The organism is Faecalicatena orotica (assembly GCF_003149245.1).
In the GTDB taxonomy this organism is placed as follows: Bacteria; Bacillota; Clostridia; order Lachnospirales; family Lachnospiraceae; genus Faecalicatena_A; species Faecalicatena_A orotica.
The window spans coordinates 408,091-431,432 of sequence record NZ_QGDL01000002.1 but is presented as its reverse complement, the minus strand read 5'-3'; the positions used below and the strand labels follow the sequence as shown (position 1 = coordinate 431,432).

23 protein-coding genes are annotated in these 23,342 nt (G+C 44.9%); 4 read left to right on the top strand and 19 right to left on the bottom strand.

The features are described from left to right. Positions 1-373: 373 nt before the first annotated feature. The 14 genes from A8806_RS05785 to A8806_RS05720 all read right to left on the bottom strand — a co-directional run bounded on the left by A8806_RS05785 (position 374) and on the right by A8806_RS05720 (position 14,386). Complete coding sequence (locus tag A8806_RS05785) at positions 374-1,759, bottom strand: FAD-binding oxidoreductase (RefSeq protein ID WP_109730220.1); 1,386 nt, start codon at positions 1,757-1,759, stop codon at positions 374-376. Beyond that, positions 1,756-2,949, bottom strand: coding sequence for an electron transfer flavoprotein subunit alpha/FixB family protein (locus A8806_RS05780; protein ID WP_109730219.1), 1,194 nt, complete (start codon positions 2,947-2,949; stop codon positions 1,756-1,758). Before A8806_RS05780 ends, A8806_RS05785 begins: the two co-directional genes overlap by 4 nt. 38 nt (positions 2,950-2,987) lie before the next feature. Next, positions 2,988-3,779: an electron transfer flavoprotein subunit beta/FixA family protein gene (locus tag A8806_RS05775; RefSeq protein WP_109730218.1), complete on the bottom strand. Its 792-nt coding sequence runs from the start codon at positions 3,777-3,779 to the stop codon at positions 2,988-2,990. Positions 3,780-3,868: 89 nt separating this feature from the next. After that, positions 3,869-4,732, bottom strand: a complete 864-nt coding sequence (locus tag A8806_RS05770) for a MurR/RpiR family transcriptional regulator (RefSeq protein WP_109730217.1) — start codon at positions 4,730-4,732, stop codon at positions 3,869-3,871. Positions 4,733-4,851: 119 nt separating this feature from the next. Further along, on the bottom strand, positions 4,852-5,532 hold the full coding sequence (locus A8806_RS05765) for an N-acetylmannosamine-6-phosphate 2-epimerase (protein ID WP_109730216.1): 681 nt from the start codon (positions 5,530-5,532) through the stop codon (positions 4,852-4,854). A 36-nt stretch (positions 5,533-5,568) separates the two neighbouring features. Continuing rightward, positions 5,569-6,645 carry an iron-containing alcohol dehydrogenase gene (locus tag A8806_RS05760; RefSeq protein WP_109730215.1) on the bottom strand — a complete coding sequence of 359 codons (1,077 nt, stop codon included), beginning with the start codon at positions 6,643-6,645 and terminating at the stop codon, positions 5,569-5,571. A 67-nt stretch (positions 6,646-6,712) separates the two neighbouring features. Continuing rightward, positions 6,713-7,546, bottom strand: a complete 834-nt coding sequence (locus A8806_RS05755; protein WP_109730214.1) for a carbohydrate ABC transporter permease — start codon at positions 7,544-7,546, stop codon at positions 6,713-6,715. Then, the gene (locus A8806_RS05750) at positions 7,547-8,419 is read right to left on the bottom strand and encodes a carbohydrate ABC transporter permease (RefSeq protein WP_109730213.1); all 873 of its coding nucleotides are present in this window, start codon (positions 8,417-8,419) and stop codon (positions 7,547-7,549) included. It lies immediately after the preceding gene. A gap of 66 nt (positions 8,420-8,485) precedes the next feature. Next, a complete protein-coding gene (locus tag A8806_RS05745) occupies positions 8,486-9,808 on the bottom strand; it encodes an ABC transporter substrate-binding protein (protein ID WP_109730212.1) in 1,323 nt (440 codons plus the stop codon). A gap of 21 nt (positions 9,809-9,829) precedes the next feature. Continuing rightward, positions 9,830-10,771, bottom strand: coding sequence for a dihydrodipicolinate synthase family protein (locus tag A8806_RS05740; protein WP_109730211.1), 942 nt, complete (start codon positions 10,769-10,771; stop codon positions 9,830-9,832). Between the two features lie 329 nt (positions 10,772-11,100). Next, a complete protein-coding gene (gene truA, locus A8806_RS05735; protein ID WP_109730248.1) occupies positions 11,101-11,838 on the bottom strand; it encodes a tRNA pseudouridine(38-40) synthase TruA in 738 nt (245 codons plus the stop codon). A gap of 46 nt (positions 11,839-11,884) precedes the next feature. Continuing rightward, entirely contained in the window at positions 11,885-12,709 is an 825-nt protein-coding gene (locus tag A8806_RS05730; RefSeq protein WP_109730210.1) for an energy-coupling factor transporter transmembrane component T family protein, read from the bottom strand. Next, positions 12,702-13,550 (bottom strand): energy-coupling factor transporter ATPase, encoded by an 849-nt coding sequence (locus A8806_RS05725; RefSeq protein WP_109730209.1) that lies wholly within the window; start codon positions 13,548-13,550, stop codon positions 12,702-12,704. The genes A8806_RS05730 and A8806_RS05725 overlap by 8 nt, the downstream gene beginning before the upstream one ends. Then, on the bottom strand, positions 13,535-14,386 hold the full coding sequence (locus A8806_RS05720) for an energy-coupling factor transporter ATPase (RefSeq protein WP_109730208.1): 852 nt from the start codon (positions 14,384-14,386) through the stop codon (positions 13,535-13,537). The genes A8806_RS05725 and A8806_RS05720 overlap by 16 nt, the downstream gene beginning before the upstream one ends. 319 nt (positions 14,387-14,705) lie before the next feature. Here A8806_RS05720 and A8806_RS05715 point away from each other — a divergent pair, with 319 nt between their 5' ends. Next, complete coding sequence (locus tag A8806_RS05715; RefSeq protein WP_109730207.1) at positions 14,706-15,413, top strand: FadR/GntR family transcriptional regulator; 708 nt, start codon at positions 14,706-14,708, stop codon at positions 15,411-15,413. A gap of 54 nt (positions 15,414-15,467) precedes the next feature. On the opposite strand, the gene A8806_RS05710 is transcribed toward A8806_RS05715, so the two are convergent. The 5 genes from A8806_RS05710 to A8806_RS05690 form a co-directional block, all read right to left on the bottom strand. Then, entirely contained in the window at positions 15,468-16,406 is a 939-nt protein-coding gene (locus A8806_RS05710; RefSeq protein ID WP_109730206.1) for a DMT family transporter, read from the bottom strand. A gap of 15 nt (positions 16,407-16,421) precedes the next feature. Further along, positions 16,422-16,940: a peptidylprolyl isomerase gene (locus A8806_RS05705; protein ID WP_109730205.1), complete on the bottom strand. Its 519-nt coding sequence runs from the start codon at positions 16,938-16,940 to the stop codon at positions 16,422-16,424. A gap of 131 nt (positions 16,941-17,071) precedes the next feature. Continuing rightward, the gene (locus A8806_RS05700; protein WP_242995958.1) at positions 17,072-18,709 is read right to left on the bottom strand and encodes an aryl-sulfate sulfotransferase; all 1,638 of its coding nucleotides are present in this window, start codon (positions 18,707-18,709) and stop codon (positions 17,072-17,074) included. A 122-nt stretch (positions 18,710-18,831) separates the two neighbouring features. After that, on the bottom strand, positions 18,832-19,434 hold the full coding sequence (locus A8806_RS05695; RefSeq protein WP_109730204.1) for a hypothetical protein: 603 nt from the start codon (positions 19,432-19,434) through the stop codon (positions 18,832-18,834). A gap of 71 nt (positions 19,435-19,505) precedes the next feature. Next, positions 19,506-20,366 (bottom strand): DMT family transporter, encoded by an 861-nt coding sequence (locus A8806_RS05690; RefSeq protein WP_109730203.1) that lies wholly within the window; start codon positions 20,364-20,366, stop codon positions 19,506-19,508. A 291-nt stretch (positions 20,367-20,657) separates the two neighbouring features. On the opposite strand from A8806_RS05690, the gene A8806_RS05685 reads away from it, so the two are divergent. The 3 genes from A8806_RS05685 (at position 20,658) to A8806_RS05675 (ending at position 23,286) form a co-directional block, all read left to right on the top strand. Then, a complete protein-coding gene (locus tag A8806_RS05685; protein WP_109730202.1) occupies positions 20,658-21,770 on the top strand; it encodes an ABC transporter ATP-binding protein in 1,113 nt (370 codons plus the stop codon). 105 nt (positions 21,771-21,875) lie between these two features. Beyond that, positions 21,876-22,784 (top strand): PucR family transcriptional regulator, encoded by a 909-nt coding sequence (locus A8806_RS05680; protein WP_109730201.1) that lies wholly within the window; start codon positions 21,876-21,878, stop codon positions 22,782-22,784. A 1-nt stretch (position 22,785) separates the two neighbouring features. Continuing rightward, positions 22,786-23,286 (top strand): DUF6106 family protein, encoded by a 501-nt coding sequence (locus A8806_RS05675; RefSeq protein ID WP_109730200.1) that lies wholly within the window; start codon positions 22,786-22,788, stop codon positions 23,284-23,286. Positions 23,287-23,342: the final 56 nt, after the last annotated feature.

Below are 23,342 nucleotides of genomic sequence, written 5' to 3'. Positions count from 1 at the left end.
CGTTTAAAATGTTTGATGAAGAAGTGCTGAAAGCACTGCAGCTTCAGTACATAGCACCTGATGATGTGGTACTAAGCCCGAAGCTGCTTAAGCATTAAACGATAAAAATACAAGCCACCATATCCCGGACAACTTTCACATCATCATGTCCGACCTGTAGGAGTTAGTCTTGCAAGTCGATCTCCCAGAGGTCTGTTTGCTGTACCCGGTTTATGGAGTTTCTTATAAATTCATATTTATTTTAGCACGTAATGGCGCAAATGTGATGAAAAATTTCTTTAAATCAGTACGTTTTTTAATGGTACGTGGGATTTAGTCTTGCATACAGGGTTCAGTTTTGGAATTCACGAATATTTATTTACGTTTTTTACCCTCAGATTACTTTCTGTGGGTTGAGCAGTCCTTTTGGATCGAATACGCGTTTTATCTCCCGCATCAGCCGTATCTGTTCATCTCCCACCTGTTTCCTGAGATATTTTTTCTTCGCATATCCGACGCCGTGTTCGCCCGAAACCGCTCCTCCCAGTTTTAACGCCTTTTCGTACATTTCCGCGAAAACTTCTGACAAAGTACATTTCCACTCTTGTTCTGCAAGCCGGTCCCGGCAGATATAGATATGCAGGTTGCCGTCTCCCGCATGCCCGAAACTGGGAATCCTGATATTGAATTTCTTAGAAAGGCTGTGGGTAAATAGTATAAATTCGGCCACACAATTTCTCGGCACCACCACATCACACTCATCCATCTCCGTAGTTGATGCTTTGATCGCTTCTAGAAAAGCCCCCCTTGCAGACCATACCGCGTCTCTGCGCTCCGGCGTGTCTACAATAAAGACATCTCTGGCTCCATGCTCCAGACAATACTGTGCTACTGTCTCGTATTCTGACTCAACCTGCACAGAAGAACTACCGTCGAATGTAAGCAGAAGGTAAGCTTCACTTTTTGTATCCGGAAACTTTCTTCCCAGAAATTCTTCCGCAAAAAGCAGGACATTTCTCTCCATAAATTCAATAGCCGTGGGAGTCGTTTTTAATTTGATAATCTTTGGTACTGTTTCGATCGCATCTTCTATTTTTTCATAGGGAACCAGTAAACTTACACTTTTGTTTGGTAAAGGCACTAATTTCAAAATCGCCTCTGTAATGATACCAAGCGTACCCTCCGAGCCGACGATCAGATCTTTTAAGCTGTACCCCGAACTATTCTTTACTATTTTGCCGCCAAATTTCTCTACTTTCCCATTGGGAAGCACCACCGTCAGTCCTCTTACATAATCTCTTGTAACACCATACTTCACCGCCCTCATTCCTCCGGCGTTTGTACTTATATTTCCCCCTATAGTCGCCGACTTTTCCCCTGGATCAGGCGGATACAGAAAACTGTGTTCCTCTGCAAACTGTGCCAGTTCCATCAAAAGGACACCGGGTTCAACCGTCACTGTGAGATTCTCTTCATCCAGTTCTAGCACATGATTCATCAAGGTTGTCTCGATCATGATCCCCCCGCATACGGCTACTGCCGCACCTACAAGTCCGGTCCCTGCGCCCCTGACTACAACGGGAATATCCTGTTTATATGCATATGTCATGATTTTTGAAACTTCTTCTGTCGATATCACTTTTATAAGAACATCCGGATACGCGGTGATACCTCCCAGCTCATCATGACTGTAGTCTTCTCCGATCTCTTTTCCTGTCTGTATTCTTGCTGGCTCTATCAGCCTTTTTAAATAAATGAGCTGTTCCTCGTTTAACTTCATTTCGCACCGCCTTTCAATTGTCTCAGTAATACCGGGAGCACTTCATACAGATCTCCTGCAAATCCGTAATGGGCTACATCAAAAATACCTGCATGCTTATCCGTATTCACCGCAATGATACACTCTGCCGCCCTCATTCCCGCGACAAATTGAACAGAACCTGAAATGCCCAGAGTTATCAGCAGTTTCGGCTTTACGGTCCTCCCGCTTAATCCGATCTGATGTCTGGCATCAAACCATCCTGCTTCAATCAGTGGTCTTGTACATGCCACCTGTGCATTCAGCAGGCCCGCAAGCTCTTTCACCATGAGAAGGTCACTCTGGGTCCGGATTCCCCGGCCGACTGCTATAATTGTCTCTGCCTCTGCAAGATCAACCTCTCTGGGTTTTTCAACTCTGTGAAGTACTTCTATTCCTGATTTCATCTTCTCTTCCGGAATATCCATACTCTTGATGATGCCATCTGCGCCCTCATTTCGCTCAGGCGCGGTGAACACTTTGTACCGGACGGTACATAGCTGCGGGCGGGAGTTTGGTGTATTTATCTGCGCCATGATATTCCCTCCGAAGGCTGGTCGGATCTGTACAAGATCTGTGTTGCTTTTCATTTCAAGCGATGTACAGTCGGCTGTCAGTCCTGTCCTGAATCTGGCCGCAATCCGTGGTGCCAGCGACCTGCCTTTTATCGTTGCTCCAAACAGCATGACTGATGGGTGGACTTTTTCCACAAAGTTCTCTACAATATTGGCATAAAGAGATGCTTTAAATTCGAGGAATCTCTGATCCTCATAAGTATAAATGCAGTCAACCCCGTAATGTCTGAGTTCCTCCCCCGCTTTTCCCAGCTTGTCCCCAATCAGAAGGACCGATACCGGCTGCCTGTTTACCTCCGCCAGCTCCCGTGCCTTTCCGATCAGTTCAAATGTCACAGGATGAATACGGTCATCCTCCCATTCAGCATATACTACAATTCCTTTCCACGCATCTTTGTCTATCTCCGGCCTCTGAAATTCCTCATATGTAATGACACCTGAACTCCCCTTCTTTACACACGCTTTACACATCCGGCATCCGGCCCCGATTTCCAGCTTTTTACCTTCATATGTGATCGCATGGAAAGGGCACATTTTGCACATTTCCTCCGCCGTTTCTTCATTTACCCGGTCCTGATGCACTTTTAAAACTCCCATATCTTATCCTCCTGAGTCTTTGCAAAACCGTTATCCACCTAAACTACAAACTTCTTCAGTTTCAAAATCTCAAATATCCGGTCACCAAGCTCCCTGCCCGGACCTTCAAATAACTGTCTGGATTCATTCTTCTCGGGAGGGAAAATTCGCTCTACCTGAGTCGGAGAACCCAGCAGCCCATAATTTTCTTCATTTACATCCTCAAAATCTGAGAGCGACAATTCAACTATATCCGGGTTTTTCATTTCCGTCTTTCGTTTATAAGAAGGCAGTCTGGGAGAGTTTACATCTTTTTCAATTGTCAGGAGGCAAGGCGTTTTCAGACGGATTTTTCTAAAACAATTTTCTTGATTTTCCGTCACCAGAACCTCATAACCTTCGACTGCTGATATCTCCTTTACATTTGTTACATGCTCCATATCAAGGAACTCCGCTGTTTCCGGTCCGACCTGGGCTGTATCTCCATCTGTTGTCTGCTTCCCGCAGAGAATCAGGTCATACTGTCCTGCCTTTTTGATCCCCTGAGAGAGTGTATAACTGGTTGCAACAACATCAGCCCCGGCAAATTTCCGGTCACTGATCAAAATTCCTCTGTCAGCCCCCATATAAATAGCTTCCTCGAGAACCGCCTTTGCCTGGGCTGGTCCCATTGTAATTACATCTACATTTCCACCGTACTTTTCCTGCAGGATAAGCGCCTGTTCGACCGCATAGAGATCAAATGGGTTCATTTTTGATTCTACGCCATCCCTCTTCAGGACACCCGTCTCAGGATCGATTTCTACAGAAGTTGTTCCGGGAACCTGTTTAATACAAACTAGAATTTTCACTGTATCCCTCCTAAATCCGGGTATACAAAAAATGCCTCAAAATATCCTGTTGTCTACTTCGAGGCTTCTTTTGTATCCGGCACAGTTTGCTAATACATTTTATCTATGATAGACTGTGCAGTTTTCTGATTATACTCATAGCTGGATTCATATGTTTTTCGATAGTATTCGATATAAACAACCTCCATGATATACATCTGGCTCATCACAGCCGTTGTTGAGCCCCCCTGCAGGGGGCCCTCATTTGCGCCGCACAGTAAAACAACATCCGCATAATTCGTAAGAGGTGATTTTGCAAATCTTGTAATATCTGCTACATAGGCTCCTGCCGCCTTTGCCAGTTTGGCAATTAAAATCGAATCTTTTGTTGAACCGGAGTAAGAGATTACGATTGCCACATCATCCTCTGTCAGTGTAGATGCCACCATCGTCTGCATGTGTGAATCTGTATAGCAGTAAACTTTATTGACAATCCTCAGGAACTTATTTGCCGACATCATCGCCATAATCTGGCTCGCCCCCACACCAAAGAAGAAGATCCTCCGTGCCTGAATCAGCTTGTCTGTAAGTTCTTCTATTTTCCCGTAATCGAGCAGAGCCTGCGTTTCCATAAGCACACTGACATTCGAATTCAGAAGTTTTTGGGACATAACCTGAAAGCTGTCTTCCATACTGACGTTTTCTGTCAGAATTTCCTGGCCTTTATTCCTGTCTTCATCCTGAATACTAAGGGAGAGCTGAATCTTAAATTCCTGATACCCCTGCAGTTTCAAGCTTTTACAAAAACGAAATACTGTCGTTTCCCCGACTTTGCACGCATCAGCCAGATCTGTAATCGACATGTACAGAACTTCAGAAGCTTTCTCCAGTATGTAATCTGCAACTTTTTTCTCCGCCTTTGTTAAATGAGGATATGCCGAGCGTATCTGCATTGTAAAGTTATCCTGGCTCATATTTCTACCTCTCCCATATGATCTTGCTTAACGCATAAGTTTTAATCTCATTTTAACCCCTGTTCTCAGTGCAGCACAACAACTTTATTCATAAATTTTTATTCTGATCCGCTATCTCTTTATAAAACCTCGACAAATTTTTTCGTAATTTCCATCGGCCGCGTAATTGCCGTTCCTACTACCGCAGCCAGAACACCCGTATCTAATGCGGCTTTCAACTGCCTGGGCGTCCAGATGCCTCCCTCTGCTATAACCGGTTTTTCTACCTTTTCTACCAGCGTCCTCATCATCTCAAGATCCGGGAGGCGGACATCCTTTGTATACTCTGTATACCCCCTCAAAGTAGTCCCGATAAGGTCAAATCCTAATTCTGCTGCCCTAACCCCTTCTTCCAGCGTAGAACAGTCCGCCATAAATAACTGGTCTTTGTATTTTTCCCTGACTTCTTTAAAGAAATCTTCCAGACTGATATTACCGGGTCTCCTTCTGTCTGTGCCGTCGAGTGCAACAATCTCAGGACGAATCACCATTAACTGATCAATCTCTTTCATAGTAGGTGTAATGAAAACATCTGAATCGCCGTATACTTTTTTTATAATCCCGATCACAGGAAGATCTACCACTTCTTTAATTTGAACGATATCTTCGACCGTATTGGCGCGAATTCCTGCCGCACCTCCCTGCATAGCTGCAACAGCCATCCTCTGCATAATAAAAGAACTGTGCAGAGGTTCATCTTCTAATGCCTGACAGGAAACGATCAGGCCGCCTCTGACCGCATCCAATATTTTGTTTCCCATATAAATTCCTCCCTGAGCGATTATGATATTCTAATGTCAGATAATTTCCTGAAAAGCAAGGTTTAACCGCTTCAGGTCATCTTCATGTACAATATTATTTTTCATAATATTATATTCCCTTAGTTTTGCCACGTTTCCTTCCGTCGGTTCGACCCCTATATCCTTCAGTTTTGTAGGCATATTCATTTCTTTCATCATGGAAAGGATATTCTGGTATTCCTCCTCCGGGTCCCCATTAAAGCGCATCTGCATCAAAATCCCTACTGCCACAATCTCTCCGTGAAGCGCCCCTTTTGATTCTTCCGGGAAGAACATCCGCGTCCCGTCATACAGCCCGTGCGCAACCGCAAGCTGATCGGAACCACTGGAGAAGCCGCTCACCATAGATGTAATAATCAGATTTATGAGCACCAGGTCCGTGAGGAGTCTCTCATCTGCCTCTGGGTTCTGGTACACCTTTAATCCGTTTTCCGTTAAAAACTTATATATAAATCTGGAGTTCGTATATGCCATATATTTATAGATCGTAACCTCGGGGTAATCCATCTCTTTTCTGCCATTTACGATTTCGGGAAGCTTCGCTATTGAGTCCATGATTCCGGAAGCAAAAAGCCGCTTCGGAGATTTCCCGATAATATCCAGATCTGCAAGTACGGAATCCACTTCTTTTTCTTTCGGAATCGAACAGTCATAACGCCCCTCTTCTTTTGTATACATAATACTTACAGCCGATGCCCCTGCACATGTAGCTACAGATGTCGGCACTGTTATAAGCGGCAGGCCGGCCAGATCTGAAAATACTTTACACAGGTCCATACATTTACCGCCGCCAATTGCTACGATAACCTCTGCCTTCTCTTTACCTGCATCTGCTGCCAGCCTTTTTGCAAAATCAACAGAATTTGGTTCATCCATGATTACCCAGACCACTGCAATCTTTTTCTCCCTCATCTGTGTATCTACCAGACCTCTGACTAAGGGCAGTGTGGTCTTCCCCCCAACCATAAATGCCTTGCTTCCATACCTCAAAATCTCGTCCGGCAGTTGTTGAATCACACCTTTTCCATATAGGAACCTGCTGACACCAATCTTTAAAATCCCTGTTCCATCCATATTTTCCTCTCCTTTTTGTTATTCTCTTTCCCTGATTACATATAAACACGACTCCACACAATAGCCACTATTTATCGCTGCCAGCCGTCAGGCCCCCAATCAGATATTTCTGCGCCATCAGATAGATCAGGATTGGTGGAACGATAGCCAGCACAGTTCCTGCCATAATCCAGTTCCAAGGTGTTACAATATCAACCATTCTGGATAACCCGACTGTCATAGAAACTTTCCCAGCCGAGGATGTCAGAATCATTGGATACAAATAGGCATCCCACCCCGTAAAGAAGGATAACGCGAATGCAGTTGTCACTGCCGGCAATGAAATCGGTAAAATTATTTTCACAAGCGCCATTACTTTCGTACATCCGTCAACCGCCGCAGCCTCCTCCAGATTTACTGAAATACTATCGAAAAATCCTTTCAGCAATAGGATTGGATTTGCTATTGCAGACGCCACCATCGCCAGAATTACAACAATGTACGTATCATACAGACCTGTGGAATTAGAGATTCCATATAATGGCGTTACTATTACGATCTGTGGAATAACCTGGATAGCGACGATCAGCATCATAAACGCTACCCTGAATTTAAATTTAAATCTGGATAACGCGTACGCTGCCAGAATTGAAATCACTATTGTAAAGATACTGGTACCGAGGGCATAAATGACGGAAGCCTTTAAGTACTCCCACATCGGCGTCTGTCCGGCCAGTTCCACATAATTCTGCCAGTGAAAGTACTTCGGATACAACATTTTTTCTCCCAGTTTTTCAAATGGGGTTAAAGAAGTCATTACCGCTGTATAAATTGGAAGAAGGGCAATGATTACCCACATAATTATAATAAAATACCGGATGACATAGTTTTTTATCTTTTTACGCTTCTTTATATTCATCATCTAATTCTCCTCCTTCGCGTTATGTCTCATAAGGAAGAATGCTATAATAGACACGAATATCATTGTAAAGATTGCTATAGCCGCCGCACCGCCTAAGTCAGAATTGATAAATGCCTTTTTGTATATGGTAATACTCAACAGTTCCGTTACATTTAAAGGACCGCCTCCTGTTATGACATATACCAGATCAAAGATCGTGAATGACCACGCCATCAAAATGGTACCGCTCATAATCATGACCGGTTTCAAAAGCGGAAGTGTAATGTGCCAAAAATATTTCAGACCAAGAGCACCATCAAGCCTTGCAGCCTCTTCCACTTCAGAAGGTATCGTCTGTAGTGCAGACAAGAGGCTCATAACAAGGAACGGTACACCTTTCCAGATTCTGATAAAAATAACCGTAGCAAGTGCAAGGTCCGCCCCCAGAAAACTAATCGGCTGATTTATAATCCCCAGACTCAGAAGAATGGTATTTACAATCCCATTTGAAGAATTCAGCACCCAGCTCCACATCGTGCCTGCGAACACATGCGGTATGACCCAGGGAATAATAACAACTGTACGGAAAAAACCTCTTCCCGGTATCGGTTTATTAAGGGCCAGCGCCAGTGTCGTCCCCACTAAAAAGATTCCGGCGATACCGCATACTACCCAGATCAGAGTCCTGACCAACGTTTTTCCAAACGCCGGGGTGAGCAGGTATTCATAGTTTTTCAGCCCGACCCATCCTCGGAAATTACCGATCAAATCTACCTTGGCAAAAGAATACCATAACAAATTGAAAAGGGGGATCGCGAAAATTGCAACAATGATAACAACTGCCGGTATCAGATAAATATAAGGCAGCTTATTTCTTTTTTTCTTTGGTTTCATATACCTGCCACCTTCCAAAAATGTTATTAAAACTGATGGGCAGTTATCCTGCCCATCATAAAATAACTAATCGCTGTAATTTGAGTTTACAGTTTCAATCATATAATCAATCGCCTCGTTGGCACTCATCTTTCTCGTAGCTGCTGCCTGCGCTCCGTCTGCAACTGCCTGTTCAATCATGGCTACATTTTTATCCTTCGGTCTGGAAGCAACTGTCTGCTCCTGCTCTACCAATGCATTCCAGTATTCACCTGAGAACTCTTCCTTTCCTTTCTCTGATTCGAGTATTGGAAGCAGCCCCCACTGAGAAGCATGTCTCGTCTGGTTATCGGAAGACATCAGGTGCTGGATCAGTTTCCACGCCTCATCCTTATTCTTGCAGGCCTCCGGAATTGCCCAGCCATCACAGCCCATGATCGGATGTGAACCGGCCGGACCTTCCGGGAACAATCCTGTATTAAACTTACTTTCTTCGCCTTTATTCAGCTCGTCCAGCAGTTCTTTCACTGCCCACACACCATCAAGATACATACCAACTTCACCGTCTCTGAATAACGTCCTGATTGCATAAGGGTTGTATTCGATCACATTCGCCTGTGTGATTCCATAATCGTTTGTAATGGCAGCTAATTCGTCCAAAGCCTCTGCAAATAACTTACGGTTCTTATCGTCCTTTTCAAATGTAAAACACTTGTCCTTGTCGCTCCAAATATCTGTACCTGTATAGCTGGAATAAAAGCTTTCTACTACGTTTGCGAAATCTTCTGTTGCAGATATCCCCCAGCCTAACCCGGGAACGCCTGTCTTCTCAGTAATGGTTTTGGCATAGGACACCATATCCTCCACCGTCTTCGGAGGCGTTTCAGGGTCGAGTCCTGCCTGCTTATATAAATCTTTATTGTACCAGAGTCCGAAAGCGCCTGTAGCCGCGGGTACCCAGTACATCTTTCCATCTTCTGTAGTTGCAATATCAATAACAGACTGCGGTAATTCAGCACTCATTGTTTCATCTGATGCCAGCATATCGGACAAATCCATCAAATATCCTTCCGAAGCCAGATCCCATCCATTTGCTATATTTGTAAATGTCACATCCGGTAAATCGCCCTGTGCACCGAGAAGTTTCAGTTTTGTTGTAGCCTCTGCCCATGCCATCGCCTCAAAGTTGACCTTAACACCCGGATTCTCCTGTTCAAAACTTTCAACAATCGGCTTGAAAATAGGTTCTGCTTTTGTCAGGTCGCCCAGTCTTAATAAAGTTAATTCTGTCTTGCCGTCTTTAGAACCGCCTTCTTCTTTTTCCGCCTTCTTGTCTGATGATCCGCCGCATGCAGTCATAGAAATAACCATTGCAGCACAAACTAGCAATGCCAGTATTCTCTTTTTCATAAATATTCCCTCATTTCTATTTTATACTAATCCTACTTCCTCCAGCATCCTCTTAATTTTGGCATCCAGTACTTCATCAATCTCCGGAAGTGGTATCCTGCCCGGTCCACAATTAGAACCTACAAGTGTAGCTGCCCGTTTCAATATTGCAAGCACTACCGGTTCACCGCCTGTCGCACTCTCGGAAGCGGCCAGATCAAGATACGGGGTAAGTCTGTCTCGGATAGCCTTCGCTTTTACATAATCCCCCACACTTCTGGCTTTCCACATCTCCACTGCAATTTCAGGTGCAAAATTAGATGTACTGGAAATAAAACCTGCTGTACCTGCAATCGCCGCAAATGGTTCAAGAAACTCCCCATGTCCATTAATAACCGTGATCTTATCTCCGATTTTACGCGCCACCTTTTCCATCTTTGCAAAGTTTGGTGTACATTCTTTAATGCCTACTACATTTGACGCGCCAACCAACTGCTCCATTACTTCAAGCGGTACATCTTTATGTGTAACCTCAAGGTTGTTATATAGTAAGATTCCAATATTCGTACCTTTGGAAATCTCTTTATAGAATCTTAAGACAGCTTCATCTGTCGGTACGTAATAATAAGGAGAAAGCACCATTACTCCGGCTGCGCCGGCCTGTTCTGCATGAGAAATCAGATCTTTTACGTCTTCAATATTGCTGTGGTTACAGCCTGCTATGATCGGCAGTTCTTCCCCCGCCTCTGCAACTGCAGTCTCAATAAGCCTCTTTCTCTCTGGAATCGTAAGCGCCCCGCACTCACCGGTACTTCCGCCGACAACCAGTGTACAGTGATTATCACGGCTGATCCCCTTGCTCTTCAGAAAACGAATATGTTTTTTCATCCCCTCATAATCAACCTGCCGTTCTTCTGTCATTGGTGTTACTGCAATCGCGCAAATACCTTTCAATGCTTCTTTTAACTCTTCTGGTTTCATCATGTTTTCCTCCTTTTTGAATCCTTTTGTTTTCCTTCTGTTTTCTCTGTTTTTTTAATGTTTCGTTGTAACTTATTTTCATCATATCATTCGATCCGTAAATTACAATACTTTTTAGGAAAAAATTTCTTTTTCGTTGAATATAAATAAAAAATCTTTTCTTTTTTGTGCACTTTTCAAAAATTATGAAAGTATTTTCAGATAACATTTGTAATTTAGATTATAGAATAGTAGGAAAACGGAATCTGCATACATCATTACGTTGCATTCCCGGATATATACGTCTTGAGTCAGGCACATTAAAAAAAGAACCAGAAAGCTCCGGTTCTTTTTTATTCATATTCAATACCCACTAGCATCAGTCCATGCGGCGGCGCAGTGACCCCTGCCGCCTGACGGTCCTTTGCTTCTAATATGTCTTCCACCTGCTCAGGTGTATAGAAGTTCCTTCCGACACGTAAAAGTGTCCCCACGATGATCCTCACCATATTGTACAAAAACCCGTTTCCCCTGATGCGGATCGTGATCTCATCTTTCTCTTCGATCACACTCAGCTCATAAATCGTGCGCACGGTATCTTCCACGTTCGTTCTCACATTACAGAAACTTGCGAAATCGTGTGTTCCTATAAGATATCCCGCCGCCCTGCGCATTTTCTCCAGATCCAGATGATAGGATACGAAGTACCTCGTCAGTCTTCTTGTCGGGTCCTGGATCTTTGCATTCAGAATATGGTACTCATATGTCTTTGTGCAGTTACAGTAACGCGGATGCCAGTCTAAAGGGACCTCTTCAGATTTCGTTATTACGATATCGTCTGGAAGCCTCTGGTTCAGCGCGTAGGCCAGACGTTCCGGCGGGATGCCGGTTTCAGAATCAAATACCGCCACGTTTCCGAGCGCATGCACTCCCGAATCGGTACGGCTTGCCCCGATGATCCGTATGTCCTCCCCTGTCAGTTTGGATAATTTCTTATTCAATACTTCTTCTATCGTAATTCCGTTTGGCTGTATCTGCCAGCCGCAGTAATTTGTGCCGTCATAGGCTACCGTAAGTTTGATTCTTCTCATAGCTTCACTTTCAGTTTTTATTATTTTTCCGCTCATTCAACGTTTTCTAGAAAATCCACAGATGGAAGGGGACATAACGCCCAATGCAGAACACGAGCACTACATAAATCAGCGTAGCCGCATAAGCCATGCGGTCTCTGCCCTGATAAACAAGGGGCTTCATCTTCGTCCTGCCGTCTCCGCCCCGGTAACAGCGTGCTTCCATTGCCATTGCCAGATCGTTGGCCCTCCGGAATGCGGATACAAACAGCGGCACGAGAATCGGTATCATCGCCTTCGCCTTCTGTATGATATTTCCACTCTCCAGATCAGCCCCGCGCGCAATCTGTGCTTTCATAATCTTGTCTGTCTCTTCCAGCAAAATGGGGATAAACCGCAGGGCGATGGACATGATCATCGCGACTTCATGTACCGGGACCCTGATCTTATTCAGAGGGTGAAGCAGCTTTTCGATCCCGTCTGTCAGGGAATTTGGGGTCGTCGTAAATGTCATAATGGAGGAACCCATGATCAGGTAAGTCAGCCTGATAGCCATGTATACTGCTACATTAAGCCCTTTATCTGTGATGCGGAAGATCCATACGTGAACGAGTTCGTTCCCTTCTCTTGTCAGGAACAGATTGAACAGCACCGTAATCAGAAGGAGCATTATAATGGGCTTAAGTCCCTTTACAATGTACTTAAACGGTACTCTGCTCATGCAGATAACACCCCCGAGAAATGCTGTTGCAATCACATACCCCAGAATGCTGCTCTGCAAAAACAGAGAGATTAGAAACAGAAGGGTACAGACGATCTTCACCCTTGGGTCCAATCTGTGAATGACACTTTTTGCCGGATAATACTGTCCGATTGTAATATCTCTAATCATGCAAACTCCTCATAATTTCTTCTGCCGCTTCCTCCACAGTTGTTGCATCAGTATGCACATCCAGCCCGAGGGCCTTCAAAGCGTGCATGATGTATGTCACCTGTGGTGCTGCAAGTCCTACTTCTTCCAGTTCTTTGTAATGTGCAAACACCCTTTTCGGAATGTCATCCAGCATCTTTTCGCCGTGGTTCATGACAATGATCCGGTCAACATATCTGGCGATATCTTCCATACTGTGGGATACGAGAATCACAGTCATGTTAGTGTTTTTGTGCAGATATTCAACCTGATCGAGAATCTCATCCCTGCCTCTGGGATCCAGCCCCGCCGTGGGCTCATCCAATACAAGGACTTTCGGCCGCATCGCCAGAACTCCCGCTATCGCTGCACGACGTTTCTGGCCGCCGGACAGCTCGAATGGGGACTGTTTATAATATTTCTCCGGAAAACCGACTAATTCCAGAGCCTCTTTGGCCCTTTTTTCACACTCTTCAGGAGGAAGTCCCTGATTCTTCGGCCCGAAACAGACATCGCTGAGTACATCAACTTCAAAAAGCTGGTGCTCCGGATACTGAAAGACAAGTCCGACCTGATTCCTCAATTCTTTCATGTTATATCCGCTGTCGTAAATATTTTTTCCTTCATAATATAAGACGCCGTCTGTTGCTTTCATCAGGCCATTGAAATGCTGGATCAGTGTAGATTTACCGGACCCTGTATGCCCGATGATGCCGACAAATTCCCCCTGCGTGATTTCCAGACTGACGTCCTTTAATGCCTGCTTTTCATACGCGGTTCCGGGGCTGTATATATAATTAATGTGCTCTAATTTAATTGACATAATGCCTCCACCAGCTCCTGTGTCCTTAGGATTCCTTTCGGGAGCTTCAAGCCTCTTTTTCTCAGTTCTTCTGCAAGCATGGTCACCTGTGGAACATCCAGCCTGTACTTTTTAAGCTCTTCTACCTGACTGAAGATTTCCTTCGGTGTGCCATGCATGACAATATGGCCGCTGTCCATGACATACACCTGATCAGCGTCAATGACCTCTTCCATATAGTGTGTGATGAGGATGACCGTGACCTTCTTGCGTCTGCGCAGTTCCTGAATGGTACGGATGACTTCCTTCCGGCCGTTCGGGTCCAGCATGGCGGTTGGCTCATCGAGCACAATACATTCCGGCTCCATTGCAATGACTCCCGCAATTGCAACACGCTGTTTCTGTCCTCCGGACAGCTTATTCGGCGAATTTGTCCGGTACTCCAGCATACCAACCGACTTCAGGCTGTCTTCAACCCGTTTCCAGATTTCCTCTGTCGGCACCCCGAGATTTTCTGGACCGAATCCTACGTCCTCTTCCACCACGGTGCCAATGATCTGGTTATCCGGATTCTGGAACACCATCCCTGCAGACTGACGGACGTTCCACAATTCTGCCGGATCCTTCGTGTCCCTGCCGTTCACCCACATCGTACCACCCGTAGGGATCAGTATCGCATTCATGTGTTTCGCGAGAGTCGATTTTCCGGAACCATTGTGTCCAAGTATCGCCACGAAGTCCCCCGGTGCGATCTGGATGTCTACCCCGTCGACTGCACGGTTCATCCCTGTCACATTGCCTTCTTCATCACGCTTTTCATATTCAAAAATCAGTTTTTCTGATCGGACCATATCCATATCAGCTGTGCCTCCGTTATTTTTTCATCCCCGGCCATTCTTGCCTGACCGTACAGGAAATATTTTTGATTATACTACGCAGGTATGCCTGCTGTCCACTATTGTACGGTATCAACTGGCTTTTGGCAAGGTACAATTATGCGTAGTCAGGCAAGGCCAGTTTGTCTGTTACTGCGTATACCTTTTAGTATACAAAGCAACGTACACAGTATTCATTTGCATCCTTCTGGGTTTCCAAGCTTGTTTAAACGAATTTTATGTATTATAATAGCAAATAAAAAACCGGGTTTCACCATGCCGGTAATTTGGAGATCTGCATATGGAATTTTCAAAAATAAGTTCACCCTCACTTCGGGATTTGTTTGTGGAACAGTTGGAACATTTGATTCTGTCAGGAAAATTAAAAATCGGGGAAAAGCTTCCGCCCGAGCGTCAGCTGGCTGAAATGATGCAGGTGAGCCGGGCCGTAGTAAACGGGGGTCTGGGGGAACTGGAGCGGAAAGGGTTTCTGGTCGTAAAACCGAGAATCGGAACCTTTGTAGCCGATTACCGGCGCAAAGGCACATTGGATACTTTGATGGCGATTATGAAATATAACGGCGGGCGTCTGCGCAACGAAGAAATCCGCTCTATTCTGGAGGTCCGGATTGCTCTGGATACCCTTGCAGCACAATTATGTATTGACCGGATTTCTGATGAGGAAGTGGAACTCCTCCGTGAAAAAAAGGAGCGGATACGGGAGACGGATTCTATCACAGAAGCCTCCCAGGCAGCTTTTGAATTCCAGCATGAATTTGCTCTGCTCTCCCATAATACACTGATCCCGCTGATCTTCCAGTCCTTCCGCACGCCGGTTTCCACTCTCTGGGAGCGTTTCTGTACCCTCTACGGGATACCTGCACTCTACGAGAATACACATACGCTCTGGACCTTTATCCGGGATCGCGATACAGACGGCGCCATCGAATGGATACAGGCTTCAATCGGGAATACAATAGACGGAAGCCGGAAAATCTACTATGACTGATTTTCCGGCTTTACCTAAGTACTTATATTTGTTTGTCTCCGTCACACAGTGCTGCTATTTAGACGGTGCTGTGTGATTTTTTGTTACGGACTTCGTACTGTTGACGATCAGTATTCCTACGCTGACGAGTATCAGCGCAGACAGGTTTTTCAGGGAAACGAACTGTTCCCCGAGGAAAATGGCTGAGAGCACGACGCCGAATACCGGAATCGTAAAGCCATAAATCGCCACCCTGCCCACCGGGTTATACTTCAGCAGCAGCGTCCAAAGGCTGAATGCAACTGCAGAGATCAGTGCCATATAAATCAGGAGGATCGTAGATTTCAGGGTAAATCCCTCTACATGTCCCCCGAGTGCCAGACCGATTATGATCAGGAGTACACTTCCGAATAAAATCTGATAAGAAGTAATCGTCATCGGGCTTTCCTTATTGGAGATGATTTTCAGCACAACCGTGCTCACCCCATAGGCAACAGTACAAATAAACACCATACCTTCACCTTTGAGCGAAAATCCCGTTCCCCATGCCCCCGGAGCCAGATTGATCACAACCACCCCTGCGAGTCCCAGCAAACACCCGATCCCCTTCTTCCATGTCATTTTCTCCGACTTAATCATAAAATGTGCGGCAACAATGGAGACAAATGCATTCGATGCATTGATAATTGATCCCTTTGTTCCCGTCGTATTCGCCAGCCCAACGTAAAAGAAGAAATATTGTATCGTAGTCTGTAAGAGTCCCTGTCTGAGGATATAGGGAATAGAAGAACGTTTCATCGTCAGGAACCGTCTTTCCAAAATACATCCAAACACAAAAGTCAGGACACCGGCGAGGAAAAACCGGTAGCCAGCAAATAAAATCTGGCTCCCGGTTCCTTCTATTCCAAACCACTCATATCCAACTTTAATGCATGGGAATGCACTTCCCCATAACGCACAGCAGATTAACGCCAGCAGACAGACGACTGCCGGTTTCTGTAATCGCTTTTCCATTGGTAATTCCTTCTCCTATGCCTTCTCCGGCTCGCCGTAATCCTCACCGAAAGTATCGACAGTCACCTTTTTCATCACCTGTGCCTCTAACGGCTTATCACTATAATCCGTTGCAGTCTCGGCAATCTTATTCACAACATCCATCCCCTCCGTGATCTTGCCAAATGCTGCATAAGAACCATCCAGATGCGGAGAATTCTTGTGCATAATAAAGAACTGGGATCCTGCTGAATCCGGATGCATTGCACGTGCCATAGAGAGCACTCCCGCTTCATGGGCCAGATCATTCGCAAACGCATTCTGTGAAAACTCACCCTTAATCGTATATCCCGGACCGCCCATGCCTGTCCCGTCCGGGCATCCGCCCTGAATCATAAATCCGCTGATAACACGGTGGAAAATCAGACCATCATAAAACCCTTTATTTACAAGAGATACAAAGTTTTTCACCGTATTCGGTGCGATCTCCGGGTATAATTCCGCCTTCATAATATCCCCATTTTCCATTTCGAACGTAACAATTGGATTAGCCATAATAAACTCCTCTTTTCTTATAAATTCAATACGTCTATTGTAGCGGATAAAGTCAGATTAGTCAATTAGGTACACCACTTAAGTCAATTGGGGACGTAGTATACTTAAGGTTTACTACGTCCCCAATTGACTTAAAATTGATATTTATATACACGGTATATGAACTTTTCCGCATTCATTTTATAACTTGCTATTAGTTTGTGTTCTTTGTTATATTCTCTGAATTCCCCCGCAAACCCTGAATCTGCCAGTACATTCCCGCTAATTTCCTGTACACTGCTTACATAACCTGAATATGGTACTTTGAAGGAATCTGCCAGTTTGAATGTTCTGTTGTTTTCGTCTACAAGGTATTTATAATAGTAGGAAGTGCTTCCGTCTTTTGCGCTTGTTTCGGTCAGGCCTGTGCTGCTCCAGTCGAAGCCGGGCCTTGTCTCGCTGTAGCCGATGTTGTTATTGAACATATAGAGATAATATTGTCCCTCTTTGAGCGTATCGTCTTTTACATATGTAACTGAATGCTGTCCGCCCTGTATTGTGAAGCTGCCGTCTTTTGTGAAAAGGAGGTTTTCGTATCCGGTACCGGCCCAGAACTTGTCCGCCCCTATCATGTAATCGAGCCGGGGAGCTGTATACAGATTGCTGACTTTTAGTATCGTCGATGTCTCCCTTGAGCTTAGCAGAACTTGTCCTGATCCCATCCATTGAATCGTATTGATGTGCATCCAGTCTAAGTCTCCGTCTGCATTTGCCACACAGGAGGCTTTATAGTTTCCGAGGAGGTCGCCGAGATCGAGTACCTCTGTCACCTGGCCGGTCCTGATATCCAGTTTTACCACTACATCTTCTACGCTGTCCTGTTTATTATCGGTTGCCAGTATCAGGATGTTCCCGTCATCATCGAAGACATAATCGTGATGCAGGCTGTAATCACCCAGGTCATATACGGAGACAACCTGTCCCAGCCGGTTTACTGCGGCTATTTTGGATTCTGATATGCTGTAGTACATCGCGCTCTCATCAAATAAAATCCTGTGGCTCCGGTAGCCGAGCAGGGGGACTTCGCCTCTGAGGATGCCGTCATTATCATAATAATACATGAAATCAAGATGCGAGTCATCGTTCCCGAGTATGACATACAATCCATCTGATAGCTCTTCCTCTGCCTTCTCATCAATATCTGTCTCAAGCTTCACTTCCTCGTCTCCCAGCAGGCTCCCCATATTATAGGCATAGGAGCGGGTTGTCACCATCCCGTTTTCTTCCGTAATTGTGAACTTTACTTTATTTTCCATATCTGGAATGAGCCCGATCACCTGAAACTCATGCTCTGTCTGGTATTCCTCTTCCTGAGAAACCTCACGCGTAAAATCTTTGATTTCTTTGTCTGAAACACTGACGGTGTATGTAATCTTCGCGGGATTCTCTGTCTTGAAGTAGACATATGCCGACTGTGTATTCGTACCAAACGGATTATACTGAATCAGCATATTGTCTATCGTATATTCATTTTTAGCTTTTTTCGCCTCAAGTTTTTTAACGATCTTAGCCTGCCCCGCTGTATCGTAAGTCTTCTTGACCTCTTCCAGCTGCTTTTCTTCTTCCTCTGTAAGCGCCACGGTCTGTTCTTCATCCGGAGTGCCCAATATCCTGCTGACAGTCGCCTCCATCGCAGAAATGGCCGTGGTTCTCCCAAATATCCCGATTCCTGCAATGATCAGCAGCGTCGGTACAATCCACTTTTTCTTCTTTCCCGGTTCTTTTAACATAAAACATTTCCTTTCACTGCGATAAACTAGCCTCTGAACATTCATATTGTAAAAGAAATTTGTGCCCATTCTATGAAATCTTTTTGAAATTTCATTTTTTATTATGGCTAAAATCAATTCTTTTACCTGACGCAGTATTGTATCAGACCGCCTTTTTCTTCATATCCCGTATTCCAAAGGTCCTTCAGTGAGAAGGTTGACGCCTCTCCGTACGTTGCCACGGTGATTAGGAAATCATCCTCTTTTTCCTCGTACCCGTAACACAAGAACCAGTGCCATACAAAATCTTTATATTCCGGCTTTTTATGCCGCAGCATCAGATAAGGCACCGGAAATCCGGCATTGATCTGCTTTTTGATAAGATCTGCCGCCTCAGTGGAGGTATGCTCTCCGGCAAACTCCTGCATACTCAGCCAGTCGTCCCCTGTGTCATTTAAATATTTTGAAAATCCGTCAATGAACATGCTTAGTTTTTTCACCCCGCCGGCGCGTGGTCTTAAGTACGGCTTCATCTTCATCGAGAACTGTATATAATCTTCCTTTTCCAGATTATGGACATCATAGGGGTACAAGTGGGCCTGCCCCTGATGCAGCGCAAAGTATATACAGCTGTCACACGCGGTCGCTGCCGCACAGCCGCCGACATACATGACCACATTCCGGAACCATTCCTGATTCCCGCCGATTTCACCATCTATTGTAAAATAATCCAGTAATTTTTTCATATCTGCCTCCTGAGTTCTCCCGACGAGCCGGCTTCACCTGTTACTGTACATCCCATAGGTATGTACAGTAATTACTCTTCCCGGGATGATAAACGCGTCGAATAAAAGACTACACCCAAAATAATCACGCCGCCCGCAAGTTCTTTGATCCCCGGCTTTTCACCAAGGAACAGAAACGCCGCTATAATTCCATATACAGATTCCAGACCAGATATGATTCCCGCGGTCTGGACCTTCACATGTTTTAATCCTTCTATATACATAGTATGTGCAAAAGCAGTAAAAACTACCCCAAGCAGAACCAAAACGAGGATATCCTTCCCGGAAACCACCGGCTTCAAAAGGAACAGGGACGGCAGCAGTACAACAGCCGCAGTTGCCTGTTCGTAAAATGCAGTCAGGCTGCTTGTATATTTCTCCATAAACATCCGGTTCATCAGGGACAGGACTGCGTAGGACAGACTGCCCGCCATTCCCCAGATAACTCCCTGTGTCATCGTATTCCCCAGATGGAATTCCGGAACAATAAGCAGCACACCAGCCAGCATAACTACTGCCGAGACTACACTGGAAGACTTCAGCCTTTCATGGAAAAGTACCGGTTCCAAAAATGTAACAAACAGCGGGAATGTAGAAAACGTAAGTGTCCCGACCGCAACCGTGGAGGTCTGGATCGACTGCATAAACGTCGTCCAGTGGACCGCCAGTACAATCCCGGCGGTAATCATCAGTATATAATCTCTCCCCTTATCAAGACGGACCCGGGCCCTTTTCACTTTCAATAGAAAGAACAGGGAGAGAGAGGAAAAAATAACCCGTCCCAGAACAATGATCACGGCCGGCAGCAGGACCCATTTTGCAAACAGGCCTGCAAGTCCAAACAGCAGGACAGCGATATGTATTGATATCAGACTCTTCTTCTGGTTCTTCATTTATTCTCCTTTATCAGCTTTATCATCATCCACCGCTATGCGTGGAATTCTTTTCAAACCTTTCATAGTATATCATACTCCTTTTCATCTTCCAAACAACATTTTTCCATTTCTTTACTAATCTTTTTTCTTTCCTCCGGAGATCCGGAATGAATGCAAGGGCATGTATAGTTGTTATGTACATTTTTTTTCGGATTTTTTGGTTACTCGTGACATTGTCCCATTCTCTCTTTTTAGATATACTTATCTCAGAAAACAACGAAACAACATTTTTTCAAGGAGGCTATTAAAATGGCAAGTTTATCATTAAAAGGAATTCAAAAAGTATATCCTAACGGATTTCAGGCAGTAAAAGATTTCAATCTGGATATTGAAGATAAAGAATTTATCATCTTCGTAGGACCATCTGGATGTGGTAAGTCAACTACTCTTCGTATGATTGCAGGTCTGGAAGATATTTCAGGCGGTACTCTTGAGATTGACGGAAAAGTTATGAACGATGTTGAGCCAAAGGACCGTGATATCGCGATGGTATTCCAGAACTACGCTCTGTATCCTCATATGACAGTATATGACAACATGGCATTCGGACTGAAGCTGCGCAAGGTTCCGAAAGATGAGATCGATAAGAAGGTTCGTGAGGCTGCAAGAATCCTTGACCTTGAGAAATTATTAGACCGTAAGCCAAAGGCTTTATCAGGTGGACAGAGACAGCGTGTTGCTATGGGACGTGCAATCGTGCGTAATCCTAAGGTATTCCTTATGGATGAGCCTCTTTCCAACTTGGATGCAAAACTGAGAGTTCAGATGCGTATCGAGATTTCCAAGCTTCATGAAAATCTGGGCGCAACCATCATCTATGTAACACATGACCAGACAGAGGCTATGACACTTGGTACAAGAATCGTAGTTATGAAAGACGGAGTTGTTCAGCAGGTAGATACACCTCAGAACCTTTACAATACACCTTGCAACCTGTTCGTTGCCGGATTCATCGGATCACCTCAGATGAACTTTATGGATGCTGTTGTAAAAGTAAATGGCAGCGATGTAACTCTTACAGTTGGAGAACACGTACTGAAAGTTCCTGCTTCTAAGAAAAAAGCTCTTATTGATGGCGGTTATGACGGAAAGACAGTTGTTCTTGGAATTCGTCCGGAAGATGTACATGATTCAGAATCATTCATCGCAAACTCACCTGACAGTGTGATCAGATCCAAGATCAAAGTTTATGAGCTGCTCGGTGCAGAAGTATACTTATACTTTGATGTAGAAGGTACTCAGATGACAGCCCGCGTTAATCCTCGTACACCTTTGAGAAATGGTGATGATGCAGTATTCGCTCTGGATATGGAAAAGATTCATGCATTTGATAAAGATACAGAGTTGACGATTTTAAATTAATGCTTTAGAATAAGAATATATAAATGAGAGGGGCTGTGCTATTAAGTGCGGCCTCTTTGATTCTATTATTTGATATCTATAATTCTTAGACAAAAGGAGATTCGTATGGAACCTGCGCAGGAACTCGAAAAGGCACTGGCGGAATTAAAACGGATTACTGGTATTGCCCTTGAAGTCAGGGCAGATACCCCGGAAGAACTGGAACTCGCCCTCAATCAGGTGCATTGTCTTTCACTTGCCTATAAGGAGAAGTATAATAAGAACCACTTTCTGCAGAATTTAATGGCAGATGGGATACCGGCATATGATATATTCGAACGCTCGGCGCGCCTCCATATCGAACCGGAGACCTCCAGAGTCCTGTTTCTGATTGAGACAAAGAACCCTGTGGACGACACCATTACAGAGGTCCTGAAGAACCTGTTCCCCTCTCAGTCCAAGACTTATCAGGTCAGCATGGGGGAACGCAGCCTTGTCATCCTGCGCCCTCTGAAATCATCTGAGACACCGGAGGATATCAGCCATATTGCACATATGATCGTGGATACGCTCAATATGGAGGCACTGGCCCATGTTCAGGTAGCATACAGCGGCACGATAGACACACTCATGGATCTGCCGGGTGCCTATAGGGAGACAAGCCTTGCGCTGAAAGTCGGCAGACTGTTCTACTCCGAGCAGACTGTTTTTCCGCACAACCAGCTCGGGATTGGCCGTCTGATCTACCAGCTCCCTGTAACCATCTGTGAGAACTTCCTGAAAGAAATTTTCCGCGGTGAGGTTCCCGATACCTTTGATGAAGAGACTACTGCCACGATCAACAAGTTTTTTCAGAATAACCTGAATATCGCCGAGACTTCGCGGCAGCTGCATATGCACAGAAACACCCTGATTTACCGCCTCGAACAGATTGAAAGACGGACAGGCCTGGACATCCGAAGGTTCGAAGACGCCATGACATTTAAAATAGCCACTATGGTTATCAACTATTTACAGACAGAAAGGAATTCCTGATATGAATGATGCTTTTTACGAACAACTTGTAGCCCGCAAATCCCGTCCCACAGATATGGTAATCCGCATTGCGATTATTGTGCTTCTTGCGCTCATCCTGCTTATTACCTTTCCCCTGTTAGGCTTTTTAGGCATCCTCATCACTGTGGTCCTTGCCTTCCTCGCCTATTATTTCGTGTTTCCAAAATTGAATGTGGAATATGAATATACTCTGCTGAATCATGATATGCAGGTAGATGCGATTTACAATAAGGCAAAAAGAAAGAAACTAATCACTTTTGATATCCAGCAGGCCGAGATTATCGCCCCGAAAGGATCACCGAGACTGGGATCCAGCCGTCCGGAGAAGACGATTGACTATTCTTCCGGAGATGCCAGTGCGAAAGCATACGCCATCATGATCTCTCTGGACCAGAAGAATACATGTATCATTATCGAACCTGACCAGACAATGCTCGGACACATCCGCGGCTGGATGGGCTCCAAGTTTTATATGGATTAGACACCTCATAGAATTAAAACAAAAAACGTTCCGCCTGCTGATTCGGTTAAGAAAGT

Coding starts and splice junctions, on each gene's coding strand:
- A8806_RS05725 (WP_109730209.1), bottom strand. CDS start 13,550: ATGTCAATTAAATTAGAGCACATTAATTATATATACAGCCCCGGAACC.
- A8806_RS05705 (WP_109730205.1), bottom strand. CDS start 16,940: ATGGCTAATCCAATTGTTACGTTCGAAATGGAAAATGGGGATATTATG.
- A8806_RS05715 (WP_109730207.1), top strand. CDS start 14,706: ATGGAATTTTCAAAAATAAGTTCACCCTCACTTCGGGATTTGTTTGTG.
- A8806_RS05700 (WP_242995958.1), bottom strand. CDS start 18,709: ATGTTAAAAGAACCGGGAAAGAAGAAAAAGTGGATTGTACCGACGCTG.
- A8806_RS05780 (WP_109730219.1), bottom strand. CDS start 2,949: ATGGGAGTTTTAAAAGTGCATCAGGACCGGGTAAATGAAGAAACGGCG.
- A8806_RS05750 (WP_109730213.1), bottom strand. CDS start 8,419: ATGAAACCAAAGAAAAAAAGAAATAAGCTGCCTTATATTTATCTGATA.
- A8806_RS05685 (WP_109730202.1), top strand. CDS start 20,658: ATGGCAAGTTTATCATTAAAAGGAATTCAAAAAGTATATCCTAACGGA.
- A8806_RS05690 (WP_109730203.1), bottom strand. CDS start 20,366: ATGAAGAACCAGAAGAAGAGTCTGATATCAATACATATCGCTGTCCTG.
- A8806_RS05755 (WP_109730214.1), bottom strand. CDS start 7,546: ATGATGAATATAAAGAAGCGTAAAAAGATAAAAAACTATGTCATCCGG.
- A8806_RS05675 (WP_109730200.1), top strand. CDS start 22,786: ATGAATGATGCTTTTTACGAACAACTTGTAGCCCGCAAATCCCGTCCC.
- A8806_RS05720 (WP_109730208.1), bottom strand. CDS start 14,386: ATGGATATGGTCCGATCAGAAAAACTGATTTTTGAATATGAAAAGCGT.
- A8806_RS05740 (WP_109730211.1), bottom strand. CDS start 10,771: ATGATGAAACCAGAAGAGTTAAAAGAAGCATTGAAAGGTATTTGCGCG.
- A8806_RS05745 (WP_109730212.1), bottom strand. CDS start 9,808: ATGAAAAAGAGAATACTGGCATTGCTAGTTTGTGCTGCAATGGTTATT.
- A8806_RS05785 (WP_109730220.1), bottom strand. CDS start 1,759: ATGAAGTTAAACGAGGAACAGCTCATTTATTTAAAAAGGCTGATAGAG.
- A8806_RS05770 (WP_109730217.1), bottom strand. CDS start 4,732: ATGAGCCAGGATAACTTTACAATGCAGATACGCTCGGCATATCCTCAT.
- A8806_RS05765 (WP_109730216.1), bottom strand. CDS start 5,532: ATGGGAAACAAAATATTGGATGCGGTCAGAGGCGGCCTGATCGTTTCC.
- A8806_RS05695 (WP_109730204.1), bottom strand. CDS start 19,434: ATGAAAAAATTACTGGATTATTTTACAATAGATGGTGAAATCGGCGGG.
- truA (WP_109730248.1), bottom strand. CDS start 11,838: ATGAGAAGAATCAAACTTACGGTAGCCTATGACGGCACAAATTACTGC.
- A8806_RS05730 (WP_109730210.1), bottom strand. CDS start 12,709: ATGATTAGAGATATTACAATCGGACAGTATTATCCGGCAAAAAGTGTC.
- A8806_RS05760 (WP_109730215.1), bottom strand. CDS start 6,645: ATGGATGGAACAGGGATTTTAAAGATTGGTGTCAGCAGGTTCCTATAT.
- A8806_RS05680 (WP_109730201.1), top strand. CDS start 21,876: ATGGAACCTGCGCAGGAACTCGAAAAGGCACTGGCGGAATTAAAACGG.
- A8806_RS05710 (WP_109730206.1), bottom strand. CDS start 16,406: ATGGAAAAGCGATTACAGAAACCGGCAGTCGTCTGTCTGCTGGCGTTA.